The organism is Balneola sp. EhC07, from assembly GCF_001650905.1.
Taxonomy (GTDB): Bacteria; Bacteroidota; Rhodothermia; order Balneolales; family Balneolaceae; genus Balneola.
Genome location: NZ_LXYG01000017.1, coordinates 396,685 through 416,390 on the forward strand (window position 1 = coordinate 396,685; position 19,706 = coordinate 416,390).

A 19,706-nucleotide genomic window follows, 5' to 3' on the forward strand; every position below is an offset into this window, starting at 1 on the left:
CCGTCAGGAATGCGGCTCTATTATTTCACCCGATATCTCTTTTGTACAGTTCCGCTTTTTGAAGAAGATACATCCATCAACTCAAGTTGTTGCTCTTCCTTTCCATTACTAAATAAAGGAATTCCATTTCCAAGCAGAATTGGAATCACTGTAATAGTCATTTCGTTAATCAGATTTGCTTCAAGAAATTTTTGAATTGTAATTCCTCCGTCTATGTAAAGATGAGTTTTCCCTTCTTTAGTCAGTTTCCGGACAATATCTTTTGGCGCTCCGGATTCGAACCTCACTTTGCCCGATAAATGCTCAGGTGCGGTTAATTTTTGGGTGGTCAGTACAATTACTTCGATTCCTTCGTAATACCAATCATCGAAAGTCAAAACTTTTTCATAGGAGTGTCGCCCCATCACAATTGCGTCTACTGTTGAAATGAACTCACTGTATACTAAACCAATTTTAGCAGCATCTTCATATTCTTTCCTCAGAAGCCATTTGATATCGCCATCCGGTTTTGCGATAAAACCATCGGCGCTGGTAGCAATATAAACGGAGCATTCCATATGTGATCGGATTATTTAGAGAGTAAATGTAATGTAATAATAGAATTTCAACCGATTTAACTTAAAATCTCTCTTCTTAATGTTAGAGCTAGAATAGGAGTGGGTTAGATAGTTTAGAATCTCAATCTTTGACGTCATCCTAATAGAGTCCGTTAGAAATGCTTGTTATGCCTAATTTTTATTTCTTCTAAGATAATCAATAAGTTTTCTATCTAAGTTGGAACCTTGAGAATATTTTTCATCAAGTTTATTATTAAAGGCTTTGAGAAATAATGAATCATTACTTGGTTGAAAAAAATATTCCATCATTTCTTGACTAATATTATGATCATTGTAAACCAATTGATTTGTTACTGGATCATAAGAATAGATGATGGTTACTTCATTCTCATCAAATAATGAGTAAGAATTGCCTTCAAATTCTATTCCTAAATCTTGGATTAAATCGTAGCGCAAATAAAGATCATAGGAATATTTAACAAAAATATCACCGCCATATTCTCGAATATTATTGGTTTCAATCTTTCCATTAATACCTGCATAATTAAAACTGTCATTTGAACTATCGATGAATTCTAATACTAAAGAAACCTTCCCTGATTCCACGCGAAATACTTTATTTGAAAACAACCAATGTCCAGACCCTCTTCCATAAAGAAATTTATATCCAAATAATTTGTGTTGGTCTAAAGTGTTATAAATTCTGAGTTGTGGATACTCATTATGCAAGTATAAATATTCACCAAAAATGATTGATAGATTATCATCAATAACATAAAAATTTGTTTCAGAATAATTAGTTCCAATGAATAATAGGTATTCAGACTCAATATCATTGTCTAGATTTATTTTAGTAAGATTTAGAAGAGGTTCTTTTTCATCATACATATAAGATTTAGTTGAAACAGCTTCAGAAAAAAATAATTTTCCAAATTCTATAATAAGGCTCTTATCCGATGGCTGTTCTAACGCTTTTTTCAGCCACTCCTCAGGAACTTGCTCACCAATATTGATTTGAGCAAAAATATTTTGACCAATTAATACTAAGGCAAGTAATAATAAGAAAGAAAGCTTATTCATGATTATTAGGCAAGACAACCCTGCGTTTAAGCGGCACAGAGTTTTTTGTTTTTATTGAAGTAACTGAATTGTTTTTATTGTCACAAGTCTAAATTCTTATCCGGAGTATGTATTCCGACGAACCCATCCCTGTCCCTTCCCTTAAAAAAGGGAAGGGGACTTCGATAACAATTTCTTAGTTGGTTTAAGAGTCTCTCTCCCTAATGTTAGGGAGAGAACAAGAGTGGGTCAGACTAGCTTGGAAATGAGATAAACTGCAAGGCATGTCCGCAGTATCAGTACTAATGCACCTTTTGATTTAATTGCCCAAAAACATCATCTAATATTGGAATTAACGTAGAGCAATTTTCTGATAATTCTGTTTTAGTGCTATTATATCTACTTAAAACTTTTTTATCTATATGTGCATTATCTAGTAAAGTATAAAAATACTCGAATGAAGTTGAGTAATTTTTAGATTGAAGAATTTTACAGTACAAATCTACGTGATTATTGAAGTGCTGTGCTTGAAATCGTAGTAGATCACCTAAATTATCTGCGCCCCATTCTCCTTTTTGTGATACTTGTATTAACCACCAGGCTTTTTGCTCCTTACTAAAACATGGATTTTCTTCAATAAATTGGACGTGATCAATTATAAAATAATCGTCTTCATTCGGAGCAATTACAGGATCATTAAAATCATAATGAGTGGCTTCAACATTATGGTTATATACTAATTTTCCATCGGCAGCTGCAAATAGAGTATAATAATTAGAAAAAGTGATGAAATCTTTTGGCATTGATTCCAAAAACATTGAACAATTACGGTCAGTTGGACTTTTTTTTGCGACCTGATACAATGAATCCGTTTTTACAGCTTCTGTTTTTAGCGAGTCGTATAATACTTTATGAAGGTCAGAGTAAATTTTTTTTAGACTATCCTGAGTTGTAAATATTGATTCCTTTTTTACTTCTTGTTTTTGTTGAGTGCAAAAGACAGTAAGAGATGAGAATATAAGTAAGAAAAAAAATCTATAGCTCAACTTGGTTTTCATACCGATAACGATCCTGCGTTTAAGTGGCACGTCACAATTTAAGATTTTAGTTAAAAGCTTCAAACGAGCATGCGCTGAACTTGATTCAGTGTCCGCTTGAAATGCTTGTTATACTGCCTGGGACTCATTTTTCAATTTGGGATTGAATTTCGGTGGCTTTTTTTATGCATTCAACAAGTGTGACATCAGGATCACCACCAGTTTTTGAAACAATTCTACCAAACAAATCAGAACCTGATACCTGATATGCACCGTTACTTATTTCTTCAATTTTGAAATACCAACCATCAAGCTTTCCTGCTATAGGGAATCTTAGTTCAACATCAATAGGATTGAATTTTCTAATCTCCTTTTTCATAGGCAGTATAACGACCCAGCGTTTAAGCGGCGCAGAGTTTTTCGTTTTTGTTGAAGTAACTGAATTGTTTTTATTGTCACAAGTCTAAATTCTTATCAGGAGTATGTTTTCCGACGAACCCATCCCTGTCCCGTCCCTTAAACAAGGGAAGGGGACTTTGATAACAATTTCTTAGCTGGTTTAAGAGTCTCTCTCCCTGATGTTAGGGAGCCTGCCTGCGGTAGGCAGGAGAACAAGAGTGGGTCAGTAGATTGATGCGAAAATTCTAAATCTCCCTTCGAAGGGAGACCGATCGAACACTTGTGTGAGATCAGAGGGATGTTGTGCAGCTTCCGAGCTATTAAATCGCACAACATCCTCCGTCCGCAGGCGGACACCTCCTTCAAAGGAGGATTTTCTCTTAAATGAGTACATGTTCCGTGCAACAACTCTTCCAGAGTTGGACATGATTATGAAGTTCTGAACCCTAATCGAGCCCGCTTAAAGCGCTTGTTATCGCACTCTAGGATTATACCATTCAAAATCTTCAATTCTTTGAAATACTATATTTTTAAGCTTGAGTTCGGCAAATACTTGTTTAACCTTTTTTGTGCAAAAAATTGTTAGTGAGTCATTTGGGATAAAAATATCGCTTCTATCCCAAGTATCTATTTCAAACTGAATTCCGTTAATGAAACCTTTTTCTTTTGGTCTCAATCTTGAACCACATCTACCTTTAATACAAAAACCAGAATAATTCTCACTGAGTTTTCCACCTATTACAACATCATATGTTCTCCATCCAGAAATACAAGATGACAGCAATAAAGTTTTTAAGCGGTTAGAAATCAAGAAATTAAAAGGATCTTGAAGCCTGATAACATCATTTTCATAATAACCTTGAGATTTTTTAACTGGTAATGGTGAGGCAAGAGAAATGCTGCATTTAAAAAGATCAACATCATTGTATGGCTCAATCACTTCATAAAACAGATCAATGCTCCGAGTAGAATGACTTAATACATAAAAGTTTGTCATGTGTATTGATTGGGCGCTAAAATAAAATTATCCAAACAAGGATTTTCCGAGTTTGACCGGATAAAATCCACAAAACAATCTTAAAATACTAGTAAACAAAGAAGTTAGGATTTGTTCATCCCCTCGTTACAAACGTCTTGTTAGGAATGCAGAGCTGAAACTCCGCCTTATGGAGGCAGGAGCTTGCCGCACCATATTTCGCAGCAGGGTCACGAAACGAGGTTAACGCGCCTCTTATTCTTTCGGAATTGCGTTAAGCTATTATAGATTTAGTTTGCTATGAAGAAATTCCATTCGATATTGATATTCTCACTTAATTTGAAATCCGTAAGCTTTCCCTTAAATCCATGTATATGATCAACACCGCAGATAAAAATTCCTTTAGAAATTGGTGATTTCATACAATGGTCATAGATGTTTTTAAGCATCTCAAGTTCTCTTTTTTCGTTAATCAAGAGTTCAGTTTCATAACTATTTGAAAGTTTTTTATCATTTATTCCAACTAATGCATTTTGTTCTAATGTCTTTATTCTTTGTACGATTTTAAAGCAATCATCGCTGTTGAGATATTCATAGCCAAACTTTTTTATAAAAGAGGCGTGCTGTTTCCATAAATTTGAATATTCTTGATTGATTAGACTAATTTGTTCAGCCCCACTAAATAACTTACTAAAATCAAATTGATAAGTGTCAACTGGAATGTGTTCAATAGGATGTTTTTTTAAGTAGTAACTAATAGCTATTGCTTCATTTGAAACGGGTGTGTTTGCATTAACATATATCTCTCTAAAAGTCTTTTTATCTAGCTCTTCGAATATTACTTCTGGTTTAAAACTCTCAATGATTTTTAGCAATTCATTGGGATTACATTTTCCATAGTTTTTATGGAATGATGAAATTATCGTGATATTACACATAGTATTTTATTTTAGTATCACCACTGTAACATATTCTATACAAACTATTGGTTTATTTATTTGTTTGCATTACATCCAATCCTACAACTCCAAATCCATCGTCTTTCTTTCGCCATCACGCAAAACAGTAATTGTAGTCAATTGCCCTTTTTTGAGTTTGTTGAGCATGGTCATGTAGGCGTAAATATCGGCAAGTTCTTCACCGGCAATTCCTACAATAATATCTCCGCCTTGTACCCCGGCGTTTGCAGCTGCACGACCTTTAGTTACACCCGTGATCTTCATTCCTTCACCTTCATAGCCGTAATCCGGGAGCACGCCTAAGGTTGGTCCTTCTAAACTCATAGACTGACGTTGTTCACCCGGAGCCTCCACAAAAGCCAGTTCGTCTTTTTGTAGTTCATCCAGTTGCACCATTACCCGCACTAAATGATGAAGTGCCAAAGCTGTGCCATTCATATTTATATACTCGGTGTCGTCAGAAGGTCGGTGGTAATCGGCATGTGTATCCGTGAAATAATGAAGCACGGGAATATCTTTATAATAAAAACTGGTGTGATCACTTGCTCCGGTTCCGTCTTTTACCAAATTCAGATCCAGATCTCCGGTATTGGCAGAATCTATGATGGCTGTCCAGTTTTCAGCGGTTCCGATTCCGAAGATCATCAATTTTTTATCAACCATTCTACCGATCATATCCATGTTGATCATAGCAAGAGCGTTTTCCAGATCTACTGTTGGATTATCTACATAATAAGCAGAGCCTAGTAAACCCATTTCCTCGCCTGAAAAAGCCAGAAACAAAACATCTTTCTTTGGTCGATTTGCAGAGAAATACTCAGCCAGTTCCAGCACTCCGGCAGTTCCCGAAGCATTATCATCAGCGCCATTGTGAATGCGTTCTTCCTCTCCGCGGTATAAGGAGCCGAATTCTCCGAATCCCAAATGATCGTAATGCGCTCCAATAATGATCAACTCATCAGAGTTCCCGGTTCCTTGTAGTAAACCAACCACATTTTTGGAAAGTAATTTTTCTCCTTCAGCATCATCTCCTGCATGTGGATTTCTCAACACTGCGGTATTAATGGTGAATTCCTGAAAGTAGGTTTCGTTATCTCCTGCGGGTTCCAAACCAAAATCCCGGAAATGATCGGCAATGTAGTTTGCTGCAATAGCTTCGTTAGCGGAACCGGCTTCGCGACCTTGTAGAGAATCACTTGCCAAAAAGGTAATGTGCTTTTCAATATCAGCGGGAGTAATGTCTCCGGATTGATTATTGCACGCAACAAAAAATGTGAGTGCTGAAAGAATCAAAAATGCAGAGGTGGAATGTATTTTAAGTTTCATAGAAATTCGTTTTGCGATATTAATTAGATGTAAAAGGCATTAGTGTAGTTCCACGCCTTGCGTGGTAAATGAAAGTCCTTGTTGTCCGGAAGTAGATATCATGATAGCTTCAAAAAGTGGACTATTTGAAGTACTTTTTACTCCCCAATCGAATAAAAAATTTGCTCCTGGTCCACCGGTTTTGTCACTCTCATCGATTATAATTTCCGCTGTTTCCATAGGGGCAAGATATATTGGTTTATCAAAGTAAGACCTGATAGAAGCTCCTTGACTATCGAAGTATTCGGCTTTTTTGATATAAATGGTATCAGCAGGATTTAAGTTTCTCATACTTATTATTACCGTAAGGTCATGAGTGCGGTGCTCATTTCGACTATAAATTTGAGAGTAAACAGATAGATATGTTTTCCCAGATTCAAGGTTATTTAGTCGCGAAATATCTGCAGCTCGTTTGTCCCAATTAGTCGGATTAACGGAGCTCATCTCTTTTTTCAGTTCACAAGAGCTAGTTAATGCACATGCAATCAAAAGTAAAATTGGTCGAATTTGTTTCATATCAGGAGCCTTAGGATTAATGGGTAAAGTTAACAGTTTTTTTCGTGTTTTGATGAAATAGTGCGTAGTTTTACAACCGTAGTTTAACTACAAAGGTTAGGGGTGCTTTTGCAAAGTGCAAAGGCTGAGATCACACCCTACTACCTGATCCGGGTAATACCGGCGGAGGAAAACCTGTTCGCTTATCTATTTTTAAGATGCGCTTGTTTCGCCTCCTCTTTTTTAAATAAACTTATAATTTTTGTCGCGACGCCAAATCTAAAACTACGGCTACCCGGCATTCCTAAAGAAGAGGAACTATGTTTCAACTAATCAAATCATCGCTGATGGTGGCGATCCTAATCACCATGCTGTCAACTTTTGCAGCAGCACAAATTCAAATTTCCGGGAAAGTACTGGAAGCTCAGACAAAAGAACCTTTGATCGGAGCCACTGTTCTACAAACCGGAACCTCTAACGGAGTATCCACAAATACAGACGGTTCTTTTGAGATCGATCTTTTAGATGGCGAAGATAGGTCATTAAGAATCAGTTTCACCGGTTTCAAAACTAAAACTGTAACTGTTGTTAGAAGTCAGTCAGGTCTGCAAATTCTGTTGCTTCCGGACACTTATGTTAGCGACGAAGTTCTGGTAGAAGCCACAAGAGTGGATGAATCCATTCCGGTTACTTTTTCAAACCTTGATAAGGAAGAAATACAAAAAAGGAACCTTGGTCAGGATGTACCTTACTTGTTAAATCTGACTCCTTCTACTGTTGTGACCTCAGATGCAGGAGCCGGAATTGGATATACGGGAATTCGGATCAGAGGCGTTGATCCGGCTAGAATTAACGTGACCATAAATGGAATTCCGGTAAATGATGCAGAATCACACAGTGTGTTTTGGGTGAACCTGCCGGATATTGCTTCTTCCATTGATAACATTCAGGTACAGCGTGGGGTTGGGACATCCACAAATGGTGCTGCAGCTTTTGGAGGGTCGATCAATTTACAAACCAGTAGTAATAGTTTAGATCCTTATGCAGAAATAAATACGGGCGTGGGTTCTTTCAATACTCGTAAAGCCAATATTCAGTTAGGCTCAGGCTTGATGAAAAACGGTTGGAGTTTTGAAGGAAGATTATCTCAAATCACTTCGGATGGTTTTATAGATCGAGCTTCTTCGGACCTGAATTCATTTTACCTTTCCGGTTCAAAAAGAGGGAAAAGAAGCTTGCTAAAAGCGGACATTTTTTCCGGTGACGAGGTTACCTATCAAGCATGGTACGGCGTTGAGGAAAGTGTACTTGAAAGTGGAAACCGTACTTTCAATGAAGCCGGAATGGAAAAATCAGGATCACCTTATCAAAATCAGGTAGATGATTATGGACAGGATTATTACCAATTACATTACTCTTATAATCTGCAAGATAATTGGTCGTTGAATACTTCGCTTCATTACACAAAAGGTGCTGGCTATTATGAGGAATACAAAGGCGGAGAAGATCTCGCAGACTATGGTATTACTCCAGCTAATCCAGGCGACCCAACCGAATCAGACCTGATTCGGAGAAGATGGTTGGATAATGATTTCTACGGAATGGTATTCTCAACAAAGTACACTCATTCTACAAGCTGGAACCTGACTTTTGGTGGAGGATTAAACAAATATGACGGTGACCATTTTGGAGAAGTTATCTGGGCGAGATTTGCAGGAAACAGTGAGTTTGAAGATCGTTATTACGATAACAATGCGATCAAAACAGATGCTAATGTATACGGTAAAGCGCAGTACTTTTTTAATGAGAATCTAAGTTCATATCTGGATCTTCAGGTTCGTACAATTAGCTATGAATTTGACGGAATCGACATTCAGAATAATACAGTAGTTGATATCAGAGATACAGATAACCTCACTTTCTTCAATCCTAAATTCGGGTTGAGTTACACTGTGAATGATGGAAATCGTCTATTTGCATCTTTTGGGATAGCAAGTAAGGAACCCACTCGTGATGAGTATGTAGAGTCATCAGCAGCAAGTCGCCCAGATCCGGAAACGCTGTATAATGTTGAAACAGGATATCGTGGAGATTTCGGGCAATTCTTTGTGGGTGCTTACGGATATGCGATGTTGTACGAAGATCAGCTAGTCGTTACCGGACAGATCAATGATGTTGGCGGAGTAGTTCGGGAAAACGTACCGAATAGTTCTAGATTGGGAATAGAATTGGAAGGTGGTGTTTCCATAACATCAAACTTTAGTTGGGCTGCTAACGCTACATTCAGCAGAAATAAGATCGAAAATTATAATGAGTTTATAGACGATTATGATAATGGTGGTCAGATCGAAAGAAACTATTCAGATACTGATATAGCGCTTTCACCAAGTATCATTGCTAATTCAATTCTGGGTTTTTCGGAGAATGGTTTGACAACCGAACTGACCACGAAATATGTTTCTAAGCAGTATTTGGACAACACTCAAAATGATGCTCGTTCAATCGACCCCTATTTAGTGAATGATCTTAGAATCAGTTATGCATTTACGAACCTGAGTTTTGCAAAGGGAATCACTGCAAATTTGATGATCAACAACTTGTTGGATGAGAAATATGAAACCAATGGATATACATTTGGCTATGTATTTGGCGGAGAACAACGATTCAATTACTATTACCCGCAAGCCGGAAGAAATTTCTTGCTACAAGTGAAGTGGGAGTTTTAGAATAGTTTAAAAATATCGTCCCCACCCGTAGGGGCAATTCATGAATTGCCCCTACGGGTGGGGAATAAACGATGACAGATTCAAACAGAACAAAAAAAGCCCGACTCAATGAGCCGGGCTTTTTTATGAATTCTTTATCTGTAATGTATTTAGATCAAGCCATTACTTTAGAAACCGCTTCTGCAGCTTCTTTAAGAAGAACAGCAGAAATCACATTCATTCCTGAATTGTCGATGATCTCTTTAGCTTCTTCAGCATTGGTTCCCTGAAGACGAACAATGATCGGTACATTCTTTACTTTTTCAGCGATCTCAGGATCTTTAACAGCTTCAATAACTCCGTTAGCAACTCTGTCGCAACGAACAATTCCACCAAAGATATTGATCAGAATCGCTTTCACATTTTTATCTTCCAGAATAATTCTGAATCCGTTTTTAACAGTTTCAACATTAGCTCCACCACCAACATCAAGGAAGTTAGCAGGTTCACCACCTGAAAGTTTAATAATATCCATAGTTGCCATTGCAAGTCCGGCGCCATTAACCATACAACCTACGTTTCCGTCTAGTTTGATGTAGTTCAGGTCGTACTTAGAAGCTTCCAGTTCTGCAGGATCTTCTTCAGCTTCGTCTTTCAATTCAGCCAGTTCAGGATGACGGTACAATGCGTTTCCGTCAAATGTCACTTTAGCATCCAGAGCGAAAATTTCGTCATCCGGAGTTACGATCAATGGATTGATCTCGAACATATCAGAATCAGTTTCTTCATACGCCTTATACAAAGCCATGATGAACTTAATGCAGGATTTAAGCGCTTTGCCTTCTAAACCAAGTGAAAAAGCAATACGACGAGCTTGATTTACCTGAAGTCCCATACCCGGCTCTATCCATTCTTTGATGATCTTTTCAGGAGTCTCTTCAGCAACTTTTTCGATCTCAACTCCACCTTCGGTAGAAGCCATGATCACATTTTTACTAACTGCGCGATCAAGTAGCACGCCTACATAAAATTCTTTTTTGATGTCAACACCATCCGTTACATAAATGGTTTGAACAAGTTGTCCTTCTTCTCCGGTTTGGATAGTAACAAGTACATCGCCTAAAAGAGATTCAGCAGCTTCTTTAACTTCATCAATAGTTTTGCACAGGATAACGCCTTTTGCATCGTTCTTTTTAGTGCGTCCTTTTCCACGTCCGCCGGCATGAATCTGAGCCTTTACAACAAAAAGTGAAGCTCCGTTTTCTTTCATTTTTTTAGCGGCATCAACGGCGCCTTCAACGGTAGTGGCAGCAATTCCATCAGGAACGGCAACTCCGTATTCTTTTAAAATTTCTTTAGCTTGATACTCGTGGATTTTCATGTAACAGTATTCTTTTTAAGTGTTAAAAAAGCGATTTTTCAAGACTTCTAAAATAGGGAGAATAGGAGCTAAAGGAAAGAAAATGAAATGTTCGATTATTTCATTTCACAAAAGGTTGTGATTTGAGTTGAATGTGGCTTAAATTTGGGTGAATTTTAAAATCTATGGATCCATTGCAGAAAGCACAGATCATGACCGAGGAAGACCTGAATCGCACTTATTTGCGGTTTGCACATCAATTCCTTGAATCTTATGAAGACCCAACCAGGCTTGCCATTGTCGGCATGCAAACCCGGGGCGTTTACATAGGTCGCCGTATTGTAGAAGTAATCAAACAGGAATTTGATATAGATATCGACTTCGGAGTGCTTGACGTGACTTTTTACCGGGATGATTTTCGCTCAAAACTCAAAATGCCGGAAGTACAGATAACAGAAATTCCTTTTGATCTCTACGACAGAGACATCATGTTAGTGGATGATGTGTTGTACACCGGAAGAACAGTTCGTTCGGCCATGGATGCTTTGATGGCATACGGAAGACCCAGAAAAATTCAGTTTTGTTGCATGGTAGATCGAGGTCATAGGGAATTGCCTGTAGCAGCAGATTTTACAGGAATATATGTTCCAACTCATGAGAATGAAGAGATCAGAGTAAAAGTTCAGGAGTTTGATGGTGAGGATGCCGTGTATTTAGTAGATATGGAGGAAGATATATGAGCGTAGATCTGGAAAAATATAACTTCACTCAAAAACATCTTCTGGGATTGGCAGATTACTCCGCTGATGATATTCGATTTGTGCTGGAACAGGCTAAATATTTCAGAGAAATACTGGATCGACCTGTACCGAAAGTCCCGACTCTCAGAGACAAAACCATCGTTAATCTTTTCTACGAAAACAGCACAAGAACACGCTTGTCTTTTGAGCTTGCACAGAAAAGAATGGGGGCCGATGTAGTAAATTTTTCGGCGAGCACTTCTTCCACAAAGAAAGGAGAGTCACTCAAAGATACAATACAGAATATCAGTTCCATGAAAATTGATATGGTGGTGGTTCGGCATGAAAGTCCGGGAGTTCCTCACTTTTTAACTCAATGTGTGGATGCTGCTATTTTGAATGCAGGAGATGGAGCTCATGAACATCCTACTCAGGCGTTGCTGGATATGTTTACCATGCAACAAATTCATCCGGAGCTGAAAGGAAAGAAGATCGCCATTATTGGGGATATTGCTTACAGCAGAGTAGTTAGGTCCAATATAATCGGATTAACAAAGCTCGGTGCTGAAGTTGTAATTTGCGGTCCCAAAACACTGATGCCGGTTTTTGTAGAAGATCTTGGGGTTACGGTTTCTCATAACTTGGAAGAGACACTGGCTTGGTGCGATATCGCCATGGCATTGAGAATCCAACTTGAAAGACAGGGAAAAGGGACGGAATTATTTCCATCGCTACGAGAATACCATGAAAGGTTTGGAATCAAACTCTCACATTTAGAAAAATATCCGGACTTTAAGATCATGCATCCCGGGCCGATCAATCGCGGAGTTGAAATGGAAAGCGAAGTTGCTGATAGTGATCGTGCCATTATCCTCAATCAGGTTACCAATGGTGTGGCAGTAAGAATGGCAGTGCTTTATTTGCTGAGTGGCGGGAATAGGGTTTGATATTTTCTTATTATAGAAATTAAGAACTAAATAAAGGCATCATCAGCACATCAGCAGATCATATCAGTATTAATAACCCTTCAGTTACGGTAGGAATACCTGCGTATAATGAAGAAGATCATATTGAAAGAATCATAAATGAATTTATAGAAAATTCATACTCAAATGTTATTGAAATACTTGTAGCCGACGGCCAAAGTACAGACAGAACGAGAGAAATAGTTGAAGAAATTTCTAAAAAAGATAACAGAGTTAAATTGATTGAAAATCCGGATCAGTTTCAGTCTTATGGTCTAAATAGAATGATCGCGAAAGCGAAGGGCGAAATATTTGTTCGTGCCGATGCGCATTGTGATTATGCGAGGGATTATATAGAAAAGTGTGTTGAAAACCTGAACCGGCCAAATATAAAGAATGCCGGCGGTGCTGCTAGATTTTTGGCTTCTAATTTAGTGCAAGCAGGCACAGCAATTTCAGTGCTAAGTGTAATGGGCAATGGAGGAGCAAAACATTATAATCCGGACTATGAAGGTTATTCAGATACGGTTCCGATGGGGTGTTTTTGGACTTCAGATCTTAGGGCGTTACAAGGATTTAAGGAATCTAACTATACCAATGAAGATGCCGAGATCAATTATAGGATACGGGAAAATTTGAAAGGTAAAATTTATATTAGTCCCGATATCAAGCTTTGGTATTATCCCAGGAAGAGATTTCATCAACTCTTTATGCAGTATTTCAGATATGGGAGAGGGAGGGTGCTTACTTCAAACGCCCATAATGGGAAAATTCCATTCAGAAGCAAAGCGCCATTTATATTTGTTGGGCTAATGACAATTTTATTACTGGTAGATCAGTTTTTGTTAAATGGTCTGCTTGGATCTATATATATATTATCCGCAGTGATGTTTTTGTTACTTTTAGAAGTGTTCAGGATCTCATTTAAAGAGAAGAATTATTTTAAGGATGAGGTCTGGAAGAATGAATCACGTGAAGCACCCAAACCCGTTTTTGTAGCAATTTCCGCCTTTTTTGTATTGGTAATAATGAATACTTCTCACTTTATGGGCTACGGATACCAAATTATTAAAACGAAATTTTTTAAGGCAAAGGGTTGGTAGCTAGGTTTTGGATAATAAACTCAAAGTTGTTCAGCTGTCATCAGTACACCCTGCATTCGATACCAGAATTTTCTTCAAAATCTGTACATCTATAAAGAATGCAGGATTTAGTGTCGATCTTATTATACAACATAAAGATGATGAAGTTGTAAACGGAATCAATATCTGCTCTCTTCCAATAGTTCAAAGGAAGCTTGATAGACCGTTAAAGGTTATCCCAAAACTATTTCTAAAATGCATAGCCTATGGAAAAGACACGATATTCCATTTTCATGATCCGGAATTAATACCAGTTGGCCTATTATTAAAAGTATTTGGCTATAAAGTAATTTATGATGTCCATGAAAACGTACCTAAAGATGTGCTTTCTAAAGACTGGCTTCCTGTAAAATTAAGGGCGTTAATTTCAAAATGGATCGATAGACTAGAGCAATATTGTGTTTCTAAATTTGATGCTGTTATTGTAGTTACTCCAGAGATAAAGAGCAGGTTGGATTCACAAAGAACCATTATGGTTCAAAACTTTCCTATAGTTCAGGAAAAGATTAATGAAGTTAGTAAGTCTTCAAAAGACTACCTGTTTTATGTTGGGGATATTACACTTATTCGCGGGATCAAGGAGATGATCAACTCTTTGTACATTGTTAATAAGAAACAGGATCATCCAATTCGATTAAAACTGGGTGGAAAATTTTCTCCAGAATCACTACATGCTAAAATGAAGGATGAAAAAGGGTGGGAATACGTAGATTTTATCGGGTGGCTTAGTAGAGAAGAGTTAAAAAAAATAGCAGAAAATGCGATCGCCGGGTTTGTACTTTTTCACCCTGTTCCAAGCCATATCAATGCTCAACCCAATAAACTATTTGAGTACATGTTGGAAGAGTTGCCGGTAATAGCATCTGACTTCCCACTATGGGAACGATTTATTAATGACAATAAATCAGGTATTTTAGTCAATCCTAATAATACAGAAGAGATCGCAGATGCTGTTATTAAATTAATTGAGAACCCGGATGAAGCAAAAAAAATGGGGAAAAACGGACGAAATGCTATACTTAGTAAGTATAATTGGAAGAGTGAAGAAGAAAAGTTACTGAGATTATATCGATCTCTGAATAAATGTGAGGTGAATAATTAATGAAAAAGATTGTTACGGTTGTAGGTGCCAGACCTCAATTTATAAAACTAGCTCCATTTTCAAGAGCGCTTAAAAGCCACTTTAAGGAAGTGATAGTTCATACCGGACAGCATTATGACAAAGCTATGTCTGAAGTGTTTTTCACAGAATTAGGAATCAGGCAACCGGATTACAATTTAGAAGTCGGTTCAAGTAGCCATAGTCAGCAAACAGCTGCAATGATGGTAGGAATCGAAGAAGTTTTGTTGAAAGAAAAACCAGACCTGGTAGTAGTATTTGGGGATACGAATTCTACATTAGCTGCAACATTAGTAGCTTCGAAATTAGGTGTTAAAACGGTTCATGTTGAAGCAGGGTTGAGAAGCTTTAATCGAGCAATGCCGGAAGAATTGAATAGAATTGCCTCCGATCATTTAAGCGATTTGTTATTTGCGCCAACAGAGAGAGCCATGCTTAATTTAACAAATGAAGGCTTGAGTGGTAAAAGTATTAACACCGGTGACATCATGGTTGACAGCGTAAAGTATTCTGTTGAACAAACATACAATGAAGCTTTTATTTCGGAAGAGTTAAATCTAAAAGACGAAGAGTATTATCTGCTTACCCTACACAGACCTTCTACGGTAGATAACTCTTCTTTATTAAATGAAATACTGTCAGAGCTTAATAAACTGGACAAAAAGATCGTATTTCCGGTTCACCCCAGAACAAATAAAAATATAGATCATAGTAAATTACCTGAGGAGAATAATTTTATTTTCATCAACCCGATAGGACATATTGGTTTTCTGAATCTGATGTCACGATCGCATAAGATCATTACTGATTCAGGTGGAATACAAAAAGAGGCATATATATTAAAAGTGCCTTGTATTACATTAAGAAGTGAAACAGAATGGGTAGAAACTGTAGAAAGTGGATGGAATTGTTTGATAGATCCCGTCAATAATAACATATCTGATGGGATCCGGAATTTTATTGTTCCGGAGAAGCATGGGAATCTATTTGGTGAAAATGTAGCCCAAAAAATGGTTGATGAGATTAAGAATATTATTTAGATATAAATTTAAAATGTAAGGTTAAACTTGGTCTAATTATTCTAAGTTTTAGAAGATGAAATTTTATATAAATGGTTCACCTATTAATTGGTTAATTTAACTGACAAAATATAAACGGAAGTGTAAGACAAGCTTTAAAATGCCCTCTCAAAAAATAGATTTACTCGATTTTGCTACGATTCTTGCAAAAAGAAAAAAAACAATTCTTTCAATAGTTCTCATTCTTACGATAGTAGGCTTTGTTTTGGCTTTTATTTGGCCTAAAGCCTATAAGTCAGAAGTCTCTTTTATTGTCACTGATGGTAACGCAGTTAACTTTTCGAGCGGGGGCATTTTGAGCGGTTTGGCTAATCTCTCTGTGAATGGAACAAATATTACTGCAGACCAAGCATTAGTCTTAATCAGAAGTAAAGAAATACAAGATAAAGTAATAGAGAACTTCAATCTGAAAGAAGTATTCGGTACAGATATCCGGGAAGCATTAAGAAAAAAACTGGACAATAGAATATTAGTAGATGAAAAAAGAGAAGGTGGGTTAGGCTTTAATCAAATTATATCTATTTCCATTTCATATACTGATGAAGAGCCACAAAGAGCATATGATATTTTACAGTTTTACTATGATCTGCTTGAAGAGAAAATTGAAGATCTAAATCGCAAAAATGTTGAAGACGGATATTTACTCCTTCAAAACCGACTTAATCAAAACGAAAAAGAATTACTTATAGCAGAAGATAGTTTAGTAAGCTTTCAAACGAGGTATGGAATACTGGAAGTGGAAGAACAAGCTAAAGCACAAGTTCAGGCAATAGCTGATCTGAGAGCACAAATAGTAAAGCTTGAAGTTGAAATAGGGTATGCGGAAGAAATATTGGGTGAAAACAGTTCGAAAATATCCGATCTGAAATTTCAAAAAGCTGAAGTGGAGAAAAAGTATAATCAGCTTATAAATGGTAATTCTTCCTTAGACGATCCCTATGATTCATTTCTTTCCGTTAAGGAACTCCCTGAACTTTTTATTGAATATTTGAGAAGGTACAGGGAAGTAGTTGTTCAGGAAGAAATCTATAAAGTTCTCTATCCACAATATGAACAACAGAAGCTAAATTATGAAGAAGTTAACTCAGGGCTTCGTGTAATTGATCCTGCTCTGGTTCCAACGTATAAAGTTAGCCCCAAAAGGGCATATATAATTATAGCAGCATTTCTTTTTGGACTGTTTCTTTCCCTTATTATCGTGTTGGTTCAGGAATGGAAAAGATCATTACAAACAGATAATCCTGAAGAATATAGCAGAGTTCGGAGGTTTATAGACTCTCTCAAGAGCTGGTAATGATATCCATAAGTAAAACTTTTAATGGTATTATAATAATAGTCCCCGTCATTATTGGGGCATATCTATCCGGGATGGTATATCTGTCTGAAGGTTCCGCCATCCCTCTTACAGTTTTTCAAATTGCTCTGGTAGTAGCATTTTTTTTCTTTTGTTTTAAAAAAATTGCTGATCGGGACCTGTCATTTTCTTTTTACGGTTTGGAGATTGAATACCTTCTTTTTCTTTCCATTATCTTTTTGTCATTAATATACAGCCCGGAAAGAGCAGAAGGTCTGTTTTATGTGACAAGGTATATAGTGCTTATCGGATTAACGTATATTATTTACAATTCAATAAACACTAAAAAAGAACTTAGAATAGTTTGCTATGCCATAATAGGTATTGCTGTAATAGTTGCATTTCAGAATATAGTTAACAATGTTTTGAATCCTGAAGTTGCTGCATTTAACTATATCAACGAAGGTCAGAAGATCATAAGGGCAAGAGGAGCTGAGGCTGATCCAAATGTTTTTGCCAGTAACTTTTTTATGCCCATAATGTTATTAATAGCTTTAATGGGAGAAGCTAAAAACTTTAAGCACAGATTGTTTCTGTATGGTTTGTCAGGGATCATCATACTTTCTGTTTTACTTACCTATTCAAGAAGTTCCTGGGTTGCAATATTCATAGCAGCAATGTTGGTTATGATTTACCAGAAAAAATATAGTTTTCTCTTCTACTCTGTAATTGTAACGGGCTTGGTATTTTTAGGTAGTGATTCTGTCCGTAATGTTGTGTTTAGTGTGGCAGAAAGAGTGGCAGACATATTTGCGGGAACGTCTGATGATTCTTCAAGATTCAGATTAATTTTATTAGAAACGGCTATTCTTATGTGGCTGGATAGTTACACCTTTGGGGTGGGTTACCAGGGCTTTTCAACGATGTTCCAGAATTATTATCCTCCCCAGGAAGTAGGCGGTGTATTTGAGCCTCACAATGAATACTACACAGTATTAGCTGAACTTGGATTGATCGGCTTTGTGGTATTTATGTTCCTGCTATGGAAGATTGTAAAAACAGGATGGAATACCTTAAAAGCATATAATGCTCAAGGTTACAGTACTTCGATATCTCTAGGTCTTTTTGCGTCCTTTATAGCCTATTTAGTATTTTTTCAGTTTTTAGGAGGGATGCAATTACATAGTATTCTTACCATTAACATCGGGTTACTCTTTTGCGCTTCTAAGTTTGTAAATACCGAAGAAGACAGTGAGTCAGCTCTTCAAACTGAGCCCGTAGTTTGATAAGAGATTATTCTGAAAAATTGATTTCCCGTAATTTTCTTTGATGATCTTATTTAAACTTTCAGGTTTGTAGCTGGAATATTCCTTGCTCATCGCCAGGATATCCGAAGGGTCAAGATCTTTTATTTTGTTTGAAAGAATACCTGTTCCTTTGTCAATCACTTCTTTGTTGCCGCCCACATCAGTGCAAACCAAAGGCAACCCACAGGAAGCTGCTTCCAGAATAGATACATTAAAGCCTTCACGTCTGCTTGGAAGAACGTAAAAGTCTGAAGCTTGGTAGTATTTGATTAGCTCGTTTGGGCTAACAGGCGGGATGAAATCAATATTGTTAAAAGGATTTTCCTTTATACTTTTTAAGATCTTATGTGAATGTCCGGTGTTTTCAGAATTTCCAATGATATGAAAGCAGATATGGGATAGAGCTTTATTTCGGGTAATGGTTTCTACAAGCAGATCTACGCCTTTTTCTGATCTTAAACTGCCAACGGTTAATACATGAGTTTTTGAATCATCCCAATTCAGTTTTTTACGAAGACTTATTTTCTCAGTTTTTGATGCAGGCTTATAAGCATCTGTATCAACCATGTTATAAATGATGTCCGATTTATGTCTCAATTCAGGGAATCGCTTTTCAATATCCTGTTTAAGTTTAGGGCCTGAATAGAGAACTCTGTCGGCTTTAAATAAAGACTCGTTTATCAATTCTGATAAAACGGGAGTGTCTTTAGTTTGATACCAATCACTTCCATGAATAGTTAAAACAGTTTTGAAGCCCGCCTTTTTTAGTTCAGGGAGAATTAACCCATCAGGATAAGCCCAGTGAACATGAACAATATCATATTGTTTTTTCTGAAGGAAACTCAACATCTGATTAGATAAAGATCTTTGGATAAGACCGGGAAACCTTCTTTTTGGGAAAGAAAGATACTGAACTCTGAAGCTTTGATCGGGATCACAAAGAAGTTCAGACTTTGAAGCCTTCCATCTTCCTGTATATGGGATAGCATGAGGAGTAGGCACAATCAGATCAACTTCGTTTCTGTGATCCTCATTCAAAAGATCGAATTGATCCTGAATAAATTTTCCTTGATGCGGAAAAAGTTTTGTTGGGTAAAGATGACTAATTAAAGCTATTTTCATCGCCTGAAGATACTCCAAACTTGTC

18 protein-coding genes and 1 riboswitch are annotated in these 19,706 nt (G+C 37.1%); of the genes, 8 read left to right on the top strand and 10 right to left on the bottom strand.

Annotated features, from left to right (window positions below):
- Positions 1-20 precede the first annotated feature (20 nt).
- The 8 genes from A8B79_RS11015 to A8B79_RS11050 form a co-directional block, all read right to left on the bottom strand.
- Positions 21-557 (bottom strand): dihydrofolate reductase family protein, encoded by a 537-nt coding sequence (locus A8B79_RS11015; RefSeq protein WP_066222380.1) that lies wholly within the window; start codon positions 555-557, stop codon positions 21-23.
- A gap of 171 nt (positions 558-728) precedes the next feature.
- Entirely contained in the window at positions 729-1,637 is a 909-nt protein-coding gene (locus A8B79_RS11020; RefSeq protein WP_066222383.1) for a hypothetical protein, read from the bottom strand.
- Positions 1,638-1,918: 281 nt separating this feature from the next.
- Entirely contained in the window at positions 1,919-2,674 is a 756-nt protein-coding gene (locus A8B79_RS11025; protein ID WP_066222386.1) for a hypothetical protein, read from the bottom strand.
- Positions 2,675-2,798: 124 nt separating this feature from the next.
- A complete protein-coding gene (locus tag A8B79_RS11030) occupies positions 2,799-3,032 on the bottom strand; it encodes a hypothetical protein (protein WP_066222389.1) in 234 nt (77 codons plus the stop codon).
- Between the two features lie 492 nt (positions 3,033-3,524).
- On the bottom strand, positions 3,525-4,049 hold the full coding sequence (locus tag A8B79_RS11035; protein ID WP_066222392.1) for a hypothetical protein: 525 nt from the start codon (positions 4,047-4,049) through the stop codon (positions 3,525-3,527).
- Positions 4,050-4,318: 269 nt separating this feature from the next.
- Entirely contained in the window at positions 4,319-4,966 is a 648-nt protein-coding gene (locus tag A8B79_RS11040) for a hypothetical protein (protein WP_066222394.1), read from the bottom strand.
- Between the two features lie 81 nt (positions 4,967-5,047).
- Positions 5,048-6,313: a M28 family peptidase gene (locus A8B79_RS11045; RefSeq protein ID WP_066222397.1), complete on the bottom strand. Its 1,266-nt coding sequence runs from the start codon at positions 6,311-6,313 to the stop codon at positions 5,048-5,050.
- A 39-nt stretch (positions 6,314-6,352) separates the two neighbouring features.
- Positions 6,353-6,868: a DUF3124 domain-containing protein gene (locus A8B79_RS11050; protein WP_066222400.1), complete on the bottom strand. Its 516-nt coding sequence runs from the start codon at positions 6,866-6,868 to the stop codon at positions 6,353-6,355.
- 88 nt (positions 6,869-6,956) lie between these two features.
- Positions 6,957-7,056: riboswitch (TPP riboswitch) on the top strand.
- Between the two features lie 111 nt (positions 7,057-7,167).
- Between A8B79_RS11050 and A8B79_RS11055 the strand changes: the two genes are divergently transcribed.
- Complete coding sequence (locus tag A8B79_RS11055) at positions 7,168-9,573, top strand: TonB-dependent receptor (RefSeq protein ID WP_066222402.1); 2,406 nt, start codon at positions 7,168-7,170, stop codon at positions 9,571-9,573.
- A 154-nt stretch (positions 9,574-9,727) separates the two neighbouring features.
- Here the strand turns inward: A8B79_RS11055 and sucC are convergent, their stop codons facing one another.
- A complete protein-coding gene (gene sucC, locus A8B79_RS11060) occupies positions 9,728-10,933 on the bottom strand; it encodes an ADP-forming succinate--CoA ligase subunit beta (RefSeq protein ID WP_066222404.1) in 1,206 nt (401 codons plus the stop codon).
- A gap of 164 nt (positions 10,934-11,097) precedes the next feature.
- Between sucC and pyrR the strand changes: the two genes are divergently transcribed.
- The 7 genes from pyrR (at position 11,098) to A8B79_RS11095 (ending at position 18,538) form a co-directional block, all read left to right on the top strand.
- Entirely contained in the window at positions 11,098-11,652 is a 555-nt protein-coding gene (gene pyrR, locus A8B79_RS11065) for a bifunctional pyr operon transcriptional regulator/uracil phosphoribosyltransferase PyrR (protein ID WP_066222407.1), read from the top strand.
- Complete coding sequence (locus tag A8B79_RS11070) at positions 11,649-12,599, top strand: aspartate carbamoyltransferase catalytic subunit (RefSeq protein ID WP_066222412.1); 951 nt, start codon at positions 11,649-11,651, stop codon at positions 12,597-12,599. The genes pyrR and A8B79_RS11070 overlap by 4 nt, the downstream gene beginning before the upstream one ends.
- A gap of 68 nt (positions 12,600-12,667) precedes the next feature.
- The gene (locus tag A8B79_RS11075) at positions 12,668-13,720 is read left to right on the top strand and encodes a glycosyltransferase family 2 protein (protein ID WP_268872942.1); all 1,053 of its coding nucleotides are present in this window, start codon (positions 12,668-12,670) and stop codon (positions 13,718-13,720) included.
- Between the two features lie 7 nt (positions 13,721-13,727).
- Positions 13,728-14,861 (top strand): glycosyltransferase family 4 protein, encoded by a 1,134-nt coding sequence (locus A8B79_RS11080; protein ID WP_066222418.1) that lies wholly within the window; start codon positions 13,728-13,730, stop codon positions 14,859-14,861.
- Positions 14,861-15,919 carry a non-hydrolyzing UDP-N-acetylglucosamine 2-epimerase gene (gene wecB, locus A8B79_RS11085; RefSeq protein ID WP_066222421.1) on the top strand — a complete coding sequence of 353 codons (1,059 nt, stop codon included), beginning with the start codon at positions 14,861-14,863 and terminating at the stop codon, positions 15,917-15,919. Before A8B79_RS11080 ends, wecB begins: the two co-directional genes overlap by 1 nt.
- Before the next feature lie 139 nt (positions 15,920-16,058).
- Positions 16,059-17,252: a GumC family protein gene (locus tag A8B79_RS11090; protein ID WP_066222423.1), complete on the top strand. Its 1,194-nt coding sequence runs from the start codon at positions 16,059-16,061 to the stop codon at positions 17,250-17,252.
- Positions 17,252-18,538, top strand: a complete 1,287-nt coding sequence (locus tag A8B79_RS11095) for an O-antigen ligase family protein (RefSeq protein ID WP_066222426.1) — start codon at positions 17,252-17,254, stop codon at positions 18,536-18,538. Before A8B79_RS11090 ends, A8B79_RS11095 begins: the two co-directional genes overlap by 1 nt.
- Here the strand turns inward: A8B79_RS11095 and A8B79_RS11100 are convergent.
- On the bottom strand, positions 18,509-19,681 hold the full coding sequence (locus A8B79_RS11100; RefSeq protein WP_066222429.1) for a glycosyltransferase: 1,173 nt from the start codon (positions 19,679-19,681) through the stop codon (positions 18,509-18,511). The genes A8B79_RS11095 and A8B79_RS11100 overlap by 30 nt on opposite strands.
- Positions 19,682-19,706 lie beyond the last annotated feature (25 nt).